Source organism: Streptomyces sp. NPDC051963 (assembly GCF_044593495.1).
GTDB lineage: Bacteria > Actinomycetota > Actinomycetes > Streptomycetales > Streptomycetaceae > Streptomyces.
The window spans coordinates 914,652-929,009 of record NZ_JBIUCC010000001.1 but is presented as its reverse complement, the minus strand read 5'-3'; the positions used below and the strand labels follow the sequence as shown (position 1 = coordinate 929,009).

10 protein-coding genes are annotated in these 14,358 nt (G+C 70.3%); 5 read left to right on the top strand and 5 right to left on the bottom strand.

The window, feature by feature from the left end; translation table 11 throughout:
* Positions 1–10 precede the first annotated feature (10 nt).
* Positions 11–3,511 carry an amino acid adenylation domain-containing protein gene (locus ACIHFB_RS03905; RefSeq protein ID WP_400125085.1) on the top strand — a complete coding sequence of 1,167 codons (3,501 nt, stop codon included), beginning with the start codon at positions 11–13 and terminating at the stop codon, positions 3,509–3,511.
* A 50-nt stretch (positions 3,512–3,561) separates the two neighbouring features.
* Here ACIHFB_RS03905 and ACIHFB_RS03900 read toward each other — a convergent pair whose 3' ends face one another.
* Together ACIHFB_RS03900 and ACIHFB_RS03895 are read right to left on the bottom strand one after the other, a co-directional pair.
* Positions 3,562–4,569 (bottom strand): iron-siderophore ABC transporter substrate-binding protein, encoded by a 1,008-nt coding sequence (locus tag ACIHFB_RS03900; RefSeq protein ID WP_365269596.1) that lies wholly within the window; start codon positions 4,567–4,569, stop codon positions 3,562–3,564.
* A gap of 127 nt (positions 4,570–4,696) precedes the next feature.
* Positions 4,697–5,683 carry a methionyl-tRNA formyltransferase gene (locus ACIHFB_RS03895; RefSeq protein ID WP_400125084.1) on the bottom strand — a complete coding sequence of 329 codons (987 nt, stop codon included), beginning with the start codon at positions 5,681–5,683 and terminating at the stop codon, positions 4,697–4,699.
* Positions 5,684–5,781: 98 nt separating this feature from the next.
* On the opposite strand from ACIHFB_RS03895, the gene ACIHFB_RS03890 reads away from it, so the two are divergent.
* Positions 5,782–7,068: a lysine N(6)-hydroxylase/L-ornithine N(5)-oxygenase family protein gene (locus tag ACIHFB_RS03890; protein ID WP_400125595.1), complete on the top strand. Its 1,287-nt coding sequence runs from the start codon at positions 5,782–5,784 to the stop codon at positions 7,066–7,068.
* 173 nt (positions 7,069–7,241) lie between these two features.
* The gene (locus ACIHFB_RS03885) at positions 7,242–8,903 is read left to right on the top strand and encodes a carboxylesterase family protein (RefSeq protein ID WP_365269587.1); all 1,662 of its coding nucleotides are present in this window, start codon (positions 7,242–7,244) and stop codon (positions 8,901–8,903) included.
* 30 nt (positions 8,904–8,933) lie between these two features.
* Here the strand turns inward: ACIHFB_RS03885 and ACIHFB_RS03880 are convergent, their stop codons facing one another.
* The gene (locus tag ACIHFB_RS03880) at positions 8,934–10,766 is read right to left on the bottom strand and encodes a glycoside hydrolase family 15 protein (protein WP_365269584.1); all 1,833 of its coding nucleotides are present in this window, start codon (positions 10,764–10,766) and stop codon (positions 8,934–8,936) included.
* 180 nt (positions 10,767–10,946) lie between these two features.
* Entirely contained in the window at positions 10,947–11,726 is a 780-nt protein-coding gene (locus ACIHFB_RS03875) for a DeoR/GlpR family DNA-binding transcription regulator (protein ID WP_365271030.1), read from the bottom strand.
* A gap of 126 nt (positions 11,727–11,852) precedes the next feature.
* Between ACIHFB_RS03875 and ACIHFB_RS03870 the strand changes: the two genes are divergently transcribed.
* Positions 11,853–12,734: an SIS domain-containing protein gene (locus ACIHFB_RS03870; protein ID WP_400125083.1), complete on the top strand. Its 882-nt coding sequence runs from the start codon at positions 11,853–11,855 to the stop codon at positions 12,732–12,734.
* Positions 12,735–12,745: 11 nt separating this feature from the next.
* The gene (locus ACIHFB_RS03865) at positions 12,746–13,600 is read left to right on the top strand and encodes a class II fructose-bisphosphate aldolase (RefSeq protein WP_365269578.1); all 855 of its coding nucleotides are present in this window, start codon (positions 12,746–12,748) and stop codon (positions 13,598–13,600) included.
* On the opposite strand, the gene ACIHFB_RS03860 is transcribed toward ACIHFB_RS03865, so the two are convergent.
* The gene (locus ACIHFB_RS03860; RefSeq protein ID WP_365269575.1) at positions 13,575–14,351 is read right to left on the bottom strand and encodes a class I SAM-dependent methyltransferase; all 777 of its coding nucleotides are present in this window, start codon (positions 14,349–14,351) and stop codon (positions 13,575–13,577) included. The two genes, ACIHFB_RS03865 and ACIHFB_RS03860, sit on opposite strands and share 26 nt — an antisense overlap.
* Positions 14,352–14,358: the final 7 nt, after the last annotated feature.

The window sequence follows — 14,358 nt, the reverse complement described above, 5'->3', positions numbered from 1 at the left end:
GGAGGAACCGGTGACGCACCCCCCGACCGCGGACGAACTGCTCCGTTCGGTCACCGACACAATCGGATCTGAGACGCCGCCGAGCGAGGACGACAGCCTCATCTCCTGGGGCCTGGACTCGATCACCCTGATGAAGATCGCGAGCGGCTGGCGCCGGCAGGGCGTCCGGGTCAGCTTCGCCCAACTGGCCAAGGAACCCACCCTGCGCGCCTGGCGTGCGCTGCTGGCGGAGGTCCAGCCGCCCGCGGCGCCCGATCCCGCCCCCACGGCCACCGTCGCCCCCGCCGCCGACCCCGACGAGCCCTTCCCGCTCGCCGTCATGCAGCACGCGTACTGGATCGGCCGTGGCGACGACACCACCCTCGGCTCCGTCGCCGCCCACCTGTACGTCGAGTTCGACGGCACCGGCGTCGACCCCGAGCGGCTCGACACGGCCGTACGGGCCCTGGTGGCGCGGCACGGCATGCTGCGGGCGCGCTTCACCGACGACGGCCGCCAGCAGATCCTGCCCGAACTCACCCGCCCCGCGACGACGGTCGACGACCTGCGGGCGCTGGACGCCGAGACCGTGGAAGCCGCTCTGGAGAAGGCCCGGCACTCCTCCTCGCACGCCCGGCTGGATGTCGCGGCCGGTGAGGTGTTCGCCGTACGGCTCTCCCTGCTGCCGGACGGGCACACCCGGCTGCACGTCGACGTCGACATGCTGGCCGCGGACGCGCTCAGCTACCGCGTGCTCCTCTCCGACCTCGCCAAGCTCTACCGGAACCCGGAAGACCCGCTGCCGCCGATCCGCACCAGCTACCCCGAGTATCTGACGGAGCGTGCGACCGTACGGAGGCTGAGCCGTGAGCAGTCCCAGGAGTGGTGGCGGCGCCGGGTCCCCGAGCTGCCCAGCGCTCCCGAACTCCCGCTCGTCCCCGAGGCGGAGCGCGCCGCCCCGACCCGGGTGACCCGGCGCCACCACTGGCTGCCGCCGGCGGAGAAGCAGCGGCTGACGGCCCGCGCCCACCGGCACGGTCTGACCCCCGCGATGGCCGTGGCGACCGCGTTCTCGGAGGTGCTGGCCGCCTGGAGCGCCCAGTCCCGCTTCCTGCTGAATGTGCCGATGTTCGACCGCCGGGGTTCCCACCCCGACGTCGACCTGCTGGTCGGCGACTTCACCAGTTCGGTGCTGCTCGACGTCGACGTGGCCGACGAGGCCACGTTCACCGAGCACGCGCGGTGCCTCCAGGACCGTATGCACACCGATGCCGCACACGCCGACTACTCCGGCGTGGAAGTGCTGCGGGACCTCTCCCGCCACCGCAGCGAACAGGTCCTGGCGACGGTGGTGTTCACCAGCGCGCTCAACCTCGGGGAGCTGTTCGACGCGGGTGTGCGGGACTCCTTCGGCACGCCCGCCTGGATCATCTCCCAGGGCCCGCAGGTCCTGCTCGACGCCCAGGTCACCGAGGTCGACGGGGGACTGCTGGTCAACTGGGACGCACGCGAGGACGCCTTCCCCGCCGGGCTCATCGACGCGATGTTCGCCGCCTTCCACGGGCTCGTCACCCGGCTCGGCACCGAGGACGAGATCTGGGAACGGCCGGTCCCCGCCCTGCTGCCCGCCGAGCAGACCGCCGTCCGGTCCACCGTGAACGGCACCGCCGGGCCACGCAGCCACCGGCTGCTCCACCAGGGCTTCTTCACACGTGCGGCCGAGCGGCCCGACGCGCCCGCCCTGCTGTGGGGCACCGAAGGAGCGCTGTCCTACGCCGAGTTGGCGGACCGCGCGCTGCGCACCGCCGCCGCCCTGGCAGGGCGCGGGGTAGGCCCCGGGGACACGGTCGCGGTCAGCCTGCCCAAGGGGCCGGACCAGATCACCGCCGTCCTCGGCGTGCTGGCGGCGGGCGCCGCCTACGTCCCGATCGGCGTGGAGCAGCCCGCCGCCCGCCGGGACCGCATCCGGGCCACGGCAGGGTTCCGTGTCGCGCTGACCGACGGACGTGAGGTGACGGGCCTGGATGCCCTTCCGGTGGCCGAGGCACTGGGCCACGACCCGCTGCCGGAACCGCTCATGGGGGACGAGGAGCAGCCCGCCTATGTGCTGTTCACCTCCGGCTCCACCGGCGAGCCCAAGGGCGTCGAGGTGCCGCACCGGGCGGCCATGAACACCGTGGACGACCTCAACGACCGTTTCGAAGTGGGCCGTTCGGATCGCTGCCTGGCCCTCTCCGCGCTGGACTTCGACCTCTCCGTCTACGACCTGTTCGGGCTGCTGAGCGCCGGCGGCGCGGTCGTCCTGGTCGACGAGGCCGACCGTCGCGAGGCGCGGCAGTGGGCCGACCTCGTACGGACCCACCGGGTCACGATCCTCAACTGCGTCCCGCCGCTGCTGGACATGCTGCTGCTCGCCACCGCACCCGGCGAACTCGCCGGACTGCGGGCGGTGTTGCTCGGCGGCGACTGGGTGGGCATCGATCTGCCGGGACGGCTCGCCATGGGGGTCCCCCCGCTCGAGCGAAGCCGAGAGTGGGGGAGGGCGCCCGGCTGCCGGTTCACGGGACTTGGCGGTACGACGGAGACGGCCATCCACTCCACCGTCTGCGAGGTGACGGGTGCTCAAGTGCCCGCGCACTGGCGGTCGGTGCCGTACGGCACACCCCTGCGCAACGTCCGCTGCCGGGTCGTCGACGGCCGCGGCCGGGACTGCCCCGACTGGGTGCCCGGTGAGCTGTGGATCGGCGGGGACGGAGTGGCGCTCGGCTACCGGGCCGATCCGGCGCGAACGGCCGAGAAGTTCACCGAGCGGGACGGCGTGCGCTGGTATCGCACCGGCGACCTGGCCCGCTACTGGCCCGACGGCTCACTGGAGTTCCTCGGCCGCCGCGACCACCAGGTGAAGCTGAGCGGCTTCCGGATCGAGCTGGGCGAGGTGGAGGCCGCGCTCGCCGGACATGACGGCGTACGGCGGGCCGTGGCCGGACTGACCCGGGCGCCGGGTGTCCAGCTGGCCGCGGCGGTGGCGGCGGAGCCACACGTCACAGAGGACGAACTCCGCGACTGGGCACGGTCGGTGCTGCCCCCGCACATGGTCCCGGCGCGGATCGCCGTCACCGGGGACCTGCCGCTCACCGCCAACGGCAAGCTGGACCGGCGCGCCGTCGGCGAGCTGTGGGAGGCGGTGGCGGAACGTGCGCACCGTACGCCCGGAACCGCACTGGAGACGGTCGTCGCGCGAGTGTGGGCGGATGTCCTCGGCGTGCAGGTCGTCGGCCTCGACGACGGGTTCTTCGCCCTCGGCGGCGACTCGGTGCTCGCCACGGTGATCGTCGGCAGGCTCCGTGAGGCGCTCGACACCTCGGAGGTCTCCGTCCGGTCGCTGTTCGCCACGCTCACGGCCGGCGGCATGGCCAAGCGGCTCACGGCCGAGGAGGAGACCCCCGGCCGGCTGGAGCAGGTCGCCGCCATCCACCTGGAGATAGAGGGGATGTCGGCCGAAGAGGTCGACTCGGCGCTGCGGGAGGCATAGCGAACGGCGGGGCGCCCTCGGCGCCCCGCCGTCGTGTCACTGCCGTCGTGTCACTTGTCGAGCTTCGCGAACCCGGGCTCCAGGTTGTCCAGCGCCCAGGGGATGCCCAGCACCGAGGGGCTGCGCAGCTGGCTGATCGTCGCGACGTCCGTCACCACGTAGTTGCCGGACTTCACCGCGGCCATGTTCTTCACCAGAGCGCTGGACTCGAACGCCTTCTTCAGCTCCGGTGTGGTGAACGCGATGACGACCAGATCCGCGTCGAGCCTGTCCAGCTGCTCGAAGGACAGCTCACCCGTGGGACTGCCGTTGACCGTCTTGATGTCCTTGACCGACGGGGTCAGGCCCAGGCCGAGCTCGCTCATCAGCTTGGCGGCGAAGTCGTCCTCGGAGGCGATGGTGAAGATCTTGGCCGGGGTGTTGCCGATGGACAGGCTGTAGGTCTTGCCGTCCAGCCCCGGGTGCTTCGTCTTCACCGCGGCGACGCTGTCCTCGGTGTCCTGGATGACCTTCTCGGCCTCGCTCTCCTTGCCGAGGGCCTTGCCGACCACCTGCACATGCTCCTGCCAGGTCTGCTGGCCCCAGGCCGTCTCGTAGCCGATGGTCGGCGCCACCGCGGCGAGCTTCTTGTAGTCCTTGTCCAGGGTGAAGTCGGAGGTGGCCAGGATCAGATCCGGCGAGAGAGCGGCGATCTCCTCGTAGTCGACGGCGTTGAGCGTGTCGAGGAGCTTGGTCTTCTTGGTGTCGATCTTGTCCTTCAGCCACGGATAGACGCCGTCGGAGCTGAGGGCGTCCTTGGAGATGGCGACCGGCGTGACACCCAGGGCGTAGAGCGCGTCGATGTCGTCGGTGCCGCCGTTGCCGACCACGACGACCCGCTCGGGCGCCGTCTTGATCTGGGTGCTGCCGAACTTGTGCTTGACGGTCACCGGGAACGCGGACGACGAGGCCGCCGCGTTCGCGGAGGAACCGTCGTCCTCGTCGTCCACGGAGCCGCAGGCTGCCAGCCCGGCGGCAAGGACGATGGTGAGAAGGGTCGTGCGGAACGATCTCGACATGGCCATGCATCCCTTTTCGCCAGGCACGGGCACGAGTCAGTACGGCCGCCAGTAAAGCAAGGTAAGGCTTGCCTTAGCAATGACTTTCGGACATGTCGGAGTCCGTGGCTGGCGCACTGGCGGCCCCTCACGCCCCCTGCGGGGTACGGGTGTTGGATTCCTGGGGCCGCACGGTGAGGTACCCGCCCATGGCGTGGAAGTAGTCGGTGGCGGCATGTTCCGTGCCGTCGTCCGTGCGCAGCCGCAGTACGAGGAGTCCCCGGCCGTGTCCGGTGTGGGAGTCGGGGCCCGCCACGATGACGACGCCGTCGCCCTCGCGGATGAAGATGCGGCCCGGTGTGCCGCCGTAGCGGCCCTCCGAGGCCGTGGCCGAGACGATCCTCAGGCGCTGTCCCCGGTGGAAGGTGTACGCGTTCGGGTACGGGTCCGACTGGGCGCGCACAAGGCGCTCCAGACGCTCCGCCGGCCAACTCCAGTCGATGCGGCTGTCCTCTGCGGACCGCTTGTGGAAGAAGCTGGCCCGGCTGCGGTCCTGTGGCTGCCAGTGTGTGGTGGCCCGGCCGGAGGCGATGAGGTCGAGGGACTCGCGGACGATGGGCGCGATGAGGTCGACGGTCCGGTGGAACAGGTCGGTCGCGGTGTCGGCCGGCCCGACCGGCACCGCGCGCTGCACCAGGATGTCCCCGGCGTCGAGCTCGGGGTTCATGCGGTGCGCGGTCACGCCGACCCGCTCCTCGCCGTTGATCAGGGCCCAGATGATGGGCGAGAAGCCCGCGTAGGCCGGCAGCAGCGAGTCGTGGATGTTGAGCGTGCCGTGCGGGGGGAGGTCGAACAACTCGGGCGGCAGCCAGGTGCGCCAGTTGTTGGCGACGATGACGTCGGGTCGGGCTTCGTGCAGCGCGGTGAGGAGTTCGGGGTCGTCGGTGCGGTTGCGCAGCAGGACGGGAACGTCGTTCTTCTCGGCGAGTTCGGCGACGGAGTCGTCCCAGATCTTCTCGTAGGCGTGCTCGCTCTTGGGGTGGGTGACCACGAGAACGACCTCGTGGTCGGAGTCCAGCAGTGACTGGAGTGTGCGGTGACCCCAGGTCTGGTAGCCGAACATGGCGACGCGCATGCGGTTCTTCCCTCCGGCGGCTCCATTGCAAGGTTAGGCTTACCTTATCTAACATGTGGCTGCCTGAGGGAGGCGATGCAACGGTGAAGTCACCGCTCATGGGACCGGATACCACCCACGACGTCCTCGGAATTGGCTTCGGACCGTCAAATCTCGCACTGGCCATAGCGATTGAGGAACACAACGCGCAACTCCCGCCCGGACGGCGGCTCGACGCACGTTTTCTGGAACGACAGCCCCGCTTCGGCTGGCACCGGGGCATGCTCATCGACGACGCGACGATGCAGGTGTCCTTCCTCAAGGACCTGGTGACGTTGCGGAATCCGACCAGCGACTTCAGCTTTCTGTGCTTCCTGGCCGAACGCGGCCGACTGATCGACTTCCTGAACCAGAAGACCCTCTTCCCGCTGCGCGTGGAGTTCCACGAGTACTTCGAGTGGGCGGCGGAGCGGGTGCGGCACCTCGTGGCCTACGACCATGAGGTGACCGCCATCGATCCGGTGCGCGACGAGAGCGGTGCCGTGGTCTGCTTCGACGTGGTCTGTGGTTCTCCGGGGGTGACCTACCGGGCGCGCGACCTCAGCGTGGCCGTCGGTCTCGAGCCCCATGTGCCGCCGGGCGCCGAGCTGTCCGAACGGGTCTGGCACAACAGCGAGTTGCTGTCCCGGGTGCGTGAACTGCGCGCCTCGGGCAGGCCGGTGCGACGCGCCGTCGTGCTGGGTGCGGGGCAGAGCGCCGCCGAGACGGTCGACTATCTGCACCGCAACTTCCCGGACGCCGAGATCTGTGCGGTCTTCGCGAAGTACGGCTACACCCCGGCCGACGACAGCCCGTTCGCCAACCGCATCTTCGACCCGGACGCGGTGGACCTGTACTTCACCGCTCCTTCCGAGGTCAAACAGTCCCTCTTCGACTACCACCGCTCCACCAACTACTCGGTCGTCGACATGGAGTTGATCGAGTCCCTCTACGCGACCGCGTATCAGGAGAAGGTCGCCGGCCGCGAGCGGCTGCGCTTCCTCAACGTCTCCAGGATCCGTGATGTGCAGCCCCGCGCGGGCGACTCGCTCGAGATCGCCGTGGAGTTCCTGCCGACCGGCGAGCAGCAGATGCTGGAGGCCGACCTGCTCGTCCATGCGACCGGGTACCGCCCCCGGGATCTGACGACCGTGCTCGGTGAGGCGGCCAAGGTCTGTCTGCGCGACGACGAGGACCAGATCCGGGTGACCCGGGACCACCGCGTGGAGACCACCCCGGATGTGCAGGCGGGCATCTATCTCCAGGGCGGCACCGAGCACACGCACGGAATCACGTCCACCCTGCTGTCGAACACCGCGGTCCGCGCGGGCGAGATCCATCGCTCGCTGGAGTTGCGGGCGGACTGAACCCCTTCACTCCGTGAACCCTTCACCCGGTGAACCCTTCACGTCGGTCGCCCGGAAGAGTGTTCCAAGTATTGTAAACAATCCTGTCGCGTATCTTGCTGGCACTGTGCCGCGCGGTTACGTTCTCGCCAGCCCCCTTGCCATCAGCCCGCACGCAGAGAGCAGGGACACCAATGAGAGCGATCACCGCCCTGCGCGGCAGAGTCCGCGCGACCCTCGCCGTCGTGAGCCTCCTCGCCCTGGGACTCACGGCACCCGTCGTGGCCCGGGCCCAGTCGCCGGACCCGGCGTCGCGGCCCACCTCGACCACGGTGGCCACCTCCGACGGCAAGGTCCGCGGCGCCCAGCGGACCGGCTACGACGAATGGCTCGGCATCCCCTACGCCGCCGACGCCTCCGGCGCCAACCGGTGGAAGCCCCCGCAGCCGGTCACCAAGTGGCCCGGAGTGCGCGACGCCACCGCGTTCAGCAACCGCTGCGCCCAGAACAGCGGCTGGGACCCCGGCTACGAGAAGACCATCACCACCGAGAACTGTCTCTCCCTCAATGTCTACGTCCCCGACAGCGCCCGGGCCAGGACCCCGGTCCTGGTGTGGATCCACGGCGGCGGCTTCACCGGCGGCGCGGGCCAGGACACCAACCCGCGCAAGTTCATCGGGCAGACCGACGCCGTCGTCGTCACCATCAACTACCGCCTCGGCGTGCTCGGCACGCTGAACCTGCCCCAGCTCCAGGCCGAGAGCAAGGACGGCCCCGGCAACTACGGCCTCCTCGACCAGCAGGCGGCCCTGCGCTGGGTCAAGGCCAACATCTCCCGTTTCGGCGGCGACCCGAAGAACGTGACCATCGCCGGCCAGTCCGCCGGCGCCGGCTCGGTCTGCGACCACCTCGCCTCGCCCACCGCCAAGGGCCTGTTCGCCCGCGCCGGCATCATGAGCGGCGGCTGCAACCTCCAGACCGCCGCCTCCGGCCAGGCGCAGAGCGCGGCCTTCGTGAAGGAGATCGGCTGCGCCACCGCCTCCGACACCGTGGCCTGTCTGCGTACCAAGCCCGCCGCCGACCTGCTCGCCGCACAGAAGAAGGCGGGCGTCTCGCTCTCCGTCGGCGGCAGCGCCTTCCCGGTCAACCCCGCAACGGCCGTCCAGTCGGGGAAGTTCAACCGCGTACCCGTCATGGTGGGGCAGACCGACAGCGAACGCGGCCTGTTCACCTTCCAGAACTACGACTATCTCGGCACCCCGATGACGGCCGCGACCTACGAGGCGGCCGTTCGCTCCGCGTACGGCGACGACGCGGACGCGGTGCTCGCCGAGTATCCGCTCAGCGCCTACGACACCCCGGGCGAGGCCTTCACCGCCGCCCAGAACGGCTCCACCTCCTACACCCGGCAGCAGCTCTTCGCCACGCTGTCGAAGTGGGTGCCGACGTATGCGTACGAGTTCGCCGAGAGCGACACCCCGCACTTCACCTCCATCTACCTCATCCAGCAGAAGAGCGAGGCCGCCCGCACCTTCCCGTTCGGTGGCGCGATCCACGTCGACGACCTCGGCTACCTCTGGGACTACCTCGGCCAGACCCTGCCCTACGACGACGACCAACTGGAGCTGTCCGAGCAGATGATCACGTACTGGGGCAGGTTCGCGGCCACCGGCGACCCCAATGGCTCCCGTACGCCGCACTGGCCCAAGTACGGCCAGAGGACCGAGGAGTTGATGTCGCTGGTCGCCTGCGACACGGCACCGTCCAGCGGTGCGGCGCCGGCGGCCTGTTCCAAAGCGAGCCGGGACTTCGGCGAGGAGCACAACCTCGGTTTCTGGGAGAGCCTTTCGCCCTGACGACGTGTGGACCCGCCGCGCCCTCGGCTCTCAGCCGAGGGCGCGGTCGAGGTTGAACGCGGCGCTGATCAGCGCGAGATGGGTGAACGCCTGCGGGAAGTTGCCCTGTTGCTCGCCGGTGTGGCTGATCTCCTCGGCGTACAGGCCGAGATGGTTGGCGTAGGTGAGCATCTTCTCGAAGGCGAGGCGTGCCTCGTCGATCCGGCCGGCGTGGACCATGGCCTCGACGTACCAGAACGAGCAGATCGAGAACGTGCCCTCGTCGCCGCGCAGTCCGTCCGGGCTGGCCTGCGGGTCGTAACGGTAGACGAGGGAGTCCGAGACCAGGTCGTGGGTGAGGGCGTCGAGGGTGGACAGCCACTTGGGGTCGGTGGGCGCGATGAACTTCGTCAGCGGCATCATCAGGACCGCCGCGTCCAGCACGTCGCTGTCCTCGTACTGCACGAACGCCTGCCGTGTCTCGGACCAGCCGTGCTTCATGATGCGCCGGTAGATCGTGTCGCGGGACTGCCGCCAGCGGATCAGTTCGGCGGGCAGACCGCGCCGGTTGGCCATACGGATGGCCCGCTCGATGGCCACCCAGCACATCAGCCGCGAGTACAGGAAGTTCTTGCGGCCACCGCGGGTCTCCCAGATGCCCTCGTCGGGCTGGTCCCAGTTCTCGCAGACCCAGTCCACCAGGGCGCACACATCGTCCCACTGGTCGCTGGAGATGGGCTTCGCCCACTTGTCGTAGAGGTAGATCGAGTCGATGAGCGCGCCGTAGATGTCGAGCTGGAGCTGTTCGGCCGCGGCGTTGCCGACCCGTACCGGCGCGGACCCCAAGTGGCCTTCGAGGTGGTCGAGTTCCTGCTCGGTGAGGTCGGTGCGTCCGTCGATGCCGTACATGATCTGCAGCGGTCCCGAAGGCCTGCCGTCGCCCGGACTGACATGCCGGGTCACGAAGTTCATGAACGCCTCGGCCTCGCCGGTGAAGCCCAGCCGCAGCAGCGCGTACACACAGAAGGCGGCGTCGCGCACCCACACGTACCGGTAGTCCCAGTTGCGCTCGCCGCCGATCTGCTCGGGCAGACTCGTCGTCGGCGCGGCCACGATCGCCCCGGTCGGCGCATACGTGAGCAGCTTCAGGGTGAGCGCGGAGCGGTGCACCATCTCCCGCCAGCGGCCCCGGTACTTCGACTGGGACAGCCAGCGCCGCCAGTACGTCACCGTGGTGTTGAACTCGCGCTCGGCCTCGGTGCGCGCACACCCGCGCGGAAACACCGCACCGCCGACCTGGTCCAGGGCGAAGACCGCCGACTCGCCCTCGGCGAGCTTGAAGTCGGCGCGCGCGTCCAGGCCGTCGGCCTCCAGGGGCACGGTCGCGGTCAGCCCCAGCGACAGACCGTCGGAGGCGAACACCGCCACGTCACCCTCCATGCGCACGGTGTGCGGCCGGCTGCCGTAGTCGAAGCGGGGCGCCACCCGCGCGCGGAACGGGATGGAACCGCGCACGCACAGCACCCGCCGGATCAGCCGGTGGCGCTCCTCGTCGGCCTCGCCGCCGACCGGCATGAAGTCCTGCACCTCACCGACGCCCTCCTCGGTGAAGAACCTGGTGATCAGGACGTTGGTGTCCGGGAAGTAGAACTGCTTGGTCCGCGCCGGCACGGAGGCCGCGAGCTCGAAGGCGCCGCCCCGCTCCGAGTCCAGGATCGCGGCGAAGACGCTGGGCGCGTCGAAGGACGGGCAGCAGTACCAGTCGATGGTCCCGTTGGTCCCCACCAACGCCACGCTGCGCAGATCGCCGATCAGCCCGTGCTCGGCGATCGGCAGATAGGGCGAAGCCCCCGGTACGTCCTGATCGCTCGGTGTTCCGCCCATCGCAGCCTCCCTGGCCCGGCCCGCACCGCGTCACTGTCAGCCTAAGCGCTCCGCTGGAAGCGCGGTGATGCTGCATCGATATGCGGCCCCGCGCCCATTACGGGGCGCGATAGCGCACCGGACTTCGCCAAGGCTGCCCTGATCCGTCCGCGTGTCATGTCGGGACAATCGGCCACGGTCTCAGACGGTGATCACCCTGACCCCGGCCTCCTCGAACCGCTGTACCGTCTCCGACCCGGCCGCCGTGTCCGTGACCAGCGTGTCCACCGCATCGGCCGGGCAGATCCGGGCGAACGCCCGACGCCCCAGCTTGCTGGAGTCGGCGGCGACGATCACCCGCTCCGCCCGCTCGCACAGCAGCCGGTTGATCGCGGCCTCCGCCTCGTCGTGCGCGGCCGCCCCATGGGCCACGTCGAAGGAGACGACGCCGAGCACGGCCACGTCGATCGTGATCTGACCGAGCACGCCGTCCGCGAGCGGGCCGATGAGCTCGTACGACTGCGCCCGCGCGACCCCGCCGGTCACCACGATCTTGAACTGCGGCCGTACGGCCAGCTCGTTGGCGATGTTGAGGGCGTTGGTGACGACGGTCAGCGCGGGGGAGCCGGACGAGAGATCACTGCGTACCGCGAGGGCGCGCGCCACCTCGGTCGTGGTCGTGCCGCCGGTCAGCCCCACCGCCTCACCGGGCGCGACGAGTTCCGCGACCGCTTTGGCGATGCGCTGCTTCTCGGAGGCGTGCCGGGCGGTCTTGTAGCGCAGCGGAAGCTCGTACGACACCCCGTGCACGACCGCGCCGCCCCGGGTGCGCACCAGCATCTGCTGCTCGGCGAGCTGATCGAAGTCGCGCCTGATCGTCGCCGCCGACACCTCGAGGTCGGCCGCCGCCTCCTCGACGTCCAGCCGGCCGCGCTCGACGAGCAGTTCCAGCAGCGCCTTCCAACGGGCGTCGCGCGACATCCGCACCCTCTCCGATCCTCGATCTTCCGGTGACCCTAGCGCACATCCATCGAGTGTGAATGCTTGATTGTGCTTGGAAACTGGCTATATCTTGCAAGAACAATCATTGCGAGGGAGGGGCACGGCATGACTTATGTCGAGGACGAGCTGACGAGCCAGCCCGAGTGCTGGACGCGGGCCGCGGCGGAGGCAGGGCAGCACGGCGGGGTGCTCCCGGCTCCGGGGGAGCGGGTCGCGATCGTCGGATGCGGCACCTCGTACTTCATGGCGCAGGCCGCCGCGGCCCTGCGCGAGGGCGCGGGACAGGGCGAGACGGACGCGTTCGCCGCGTCCGAGTTCCCCTGCGGCCGCCCGTACGACCGTGTCGTCGCCCTCACCCGCTCCGGTACCACGACCGAAGTCCTCGAACTGCTCGGGCGATTGAAGGGCCGTACACGCACGACCGCCGTCACCGCCGACCCCGAAACGCCCGTCATGGCGGCCGCCGATGACGTCGTCGTGCTGAACTTCGCGGACGAGCGCTCCGTCGTGCAGACCCGGTTCGCGACCACCGCGCTGACCCTCTTCCGCGCCCACCTTGGCCTGCACACCGATTCGGTCGTCGCCGACGCCCGCACCGCGCTCGCCGCCCCGCTGCCCGAAGGGCTGGTCGACTGCACGCAGTTCACCTTTCTCGGCCGCGGCTGGACCGTGGGGCTGGCCAATGAGGCCGGACTGAAGATGCGCGAGGCCTCGCTGGCGTGGACCGAGGCCTACCCGGCGATGGAGTACCGGCACGGCCCCATCAGCATCACCACCCAGTCCACCGCGACCTGGATGTTCGGGGAGCCGCCCGAGGGCCTGGCCGAACAGGTGCGGGCCACCGGCGGGTCGTGGGTGGCAGGCGATCTCGACCCGCTCGCCGAACTGGTCCGCGCCCAACGCCTCGCGGTCGCCGTCGCCGCGGCCCGCGGACTGGACCCGGACCGGCCCCGCCACCTCACCCGCTCGGTGATCCTCGCCGACTGAAGGGACCGACCGTGCCCCTGACCACCACCGGCGAGCTCGTCACCCGGGCCGCCGCGGCGCACTCCGCAGTCGCCGCCTTCAACATCATCACGCTGGAACACGTCGAGGCCGTCATCGCCGGCGCGGAAGCCGTGGACGCGCCGGTCGTCCTCCAAGTCAGCGAGAACGCGGTCAAGTTCCGCTACGGACGCCTGCTGCCCCTCGCCAGCGCCGCCCTCGCCGCCGCCGAACGGGCCGCCGTACCGGTCGCGTTGCACCTCGATCACGTACAGAGCGACGAGCTGCTGCGTCAGGCCCCGGGCGCCGGGTTCAGCTCCGTGATGTACGACGCGTCACGGCTGCCGTATCAGGAGAACCTCGCGGCGACCCGGGCCGCCGTCGACTGGGCGCATGCCCAAGGGCTCTGGATCGAGGCCGAGTTGGGCGAGGTGGGCGGCAAGAACGGGGCGCCGCCACTCGACGCCCACGCCCCCGGCGCCCGTACCGACCCCGCCGAGGCCCGCGCCTTCGTCGCCGACTCGGGCGTCGACGCCCTCGCGGTGGCCGTCGGCAGCTCCCACGCCATGACGACCCGCACGGCCATCCTCGACCACGACCTCCTCAAGCGGCTGGCCGCCGTCCTGGACGTCCCGCTGGTCCTGCACGGCTCCAGCGGCCTCCCCGACGCCGAACTCACCGCGGCCGTCGCGGGCGGCATCGCCAAGGTGAACGTCGGCACCGCCCTCAACCTCGCCATGACCGGCGCGATACGCGAGCACCTGGCCGCCCACCCCGAGGCCGTCGACTCGCGGAAATACCTGAGCGTGGGGCGGGAGGCGATGGTGCGGACGGTGGCGGCGATCATCCGGGTGCTGGACGGGCGGTGAGCACCGGCTGGTAGAACCCGCTGGACGCGGGAGCGTGCCAGGTGACATCGGTGAATCCGGCCGCGGTCACGAACTCCGTCAACTGCCCGCGGGTCAGCGCCCAGTAGGCGGTCCGACGGACGCGGACCTGCCGGCCGTCGCCCGTCGGGATCAGCTGGAAGTGCTCCAGGGCGTAGCGCTCACCGTCCTCCTGCCAGTGCCACAGCTGAAAGGTGATCACCTCGCCGTCCGAGGTGTGCGAGACCTGGGGTGGGGTCGCCGCGGGCCTGGTCCGACGGGCCTCGTCGTAGTCCCGGACGGTGAGCACCAGCAGCCCGTCCTCGCGCAGCACCCGTCGGACGCCCGTCAGCGCCGCCTCGACGTCCCGCGCCGACAGCAGGTGCGGGAGCGAGTTGTCGGCGCAGACCACGACGTCGAAGACGGACCGTGCGAACGGCAGCATCCGCATGTCCGCGACGGCCACGGGAAGGCGCAGGCCACGTGTGGTCGCTTCGGTGGCCGCGCGTGCGGCCGCGACGGGACTCAGGTCGCTGCCGACGACCCGGTGTCCCTGCCGTGCCAGCCCGATCGCCTGGGTGCCGATTCCGCAGGAGCAGTCCAGGACCCGGTGCGGTCCGGCTCCGAGTCGCGGCCGGATCAGAGCGTCCAGCGCTGTCGCCTGGCGCGCCATGCTCGCGTCCCAGTCCGGGAAGATCAGGTGGTAGTCCGGGGCCAGCTCGTCGTAGAAGTCCCGCACCGAATCGTCGGACACGCTCACC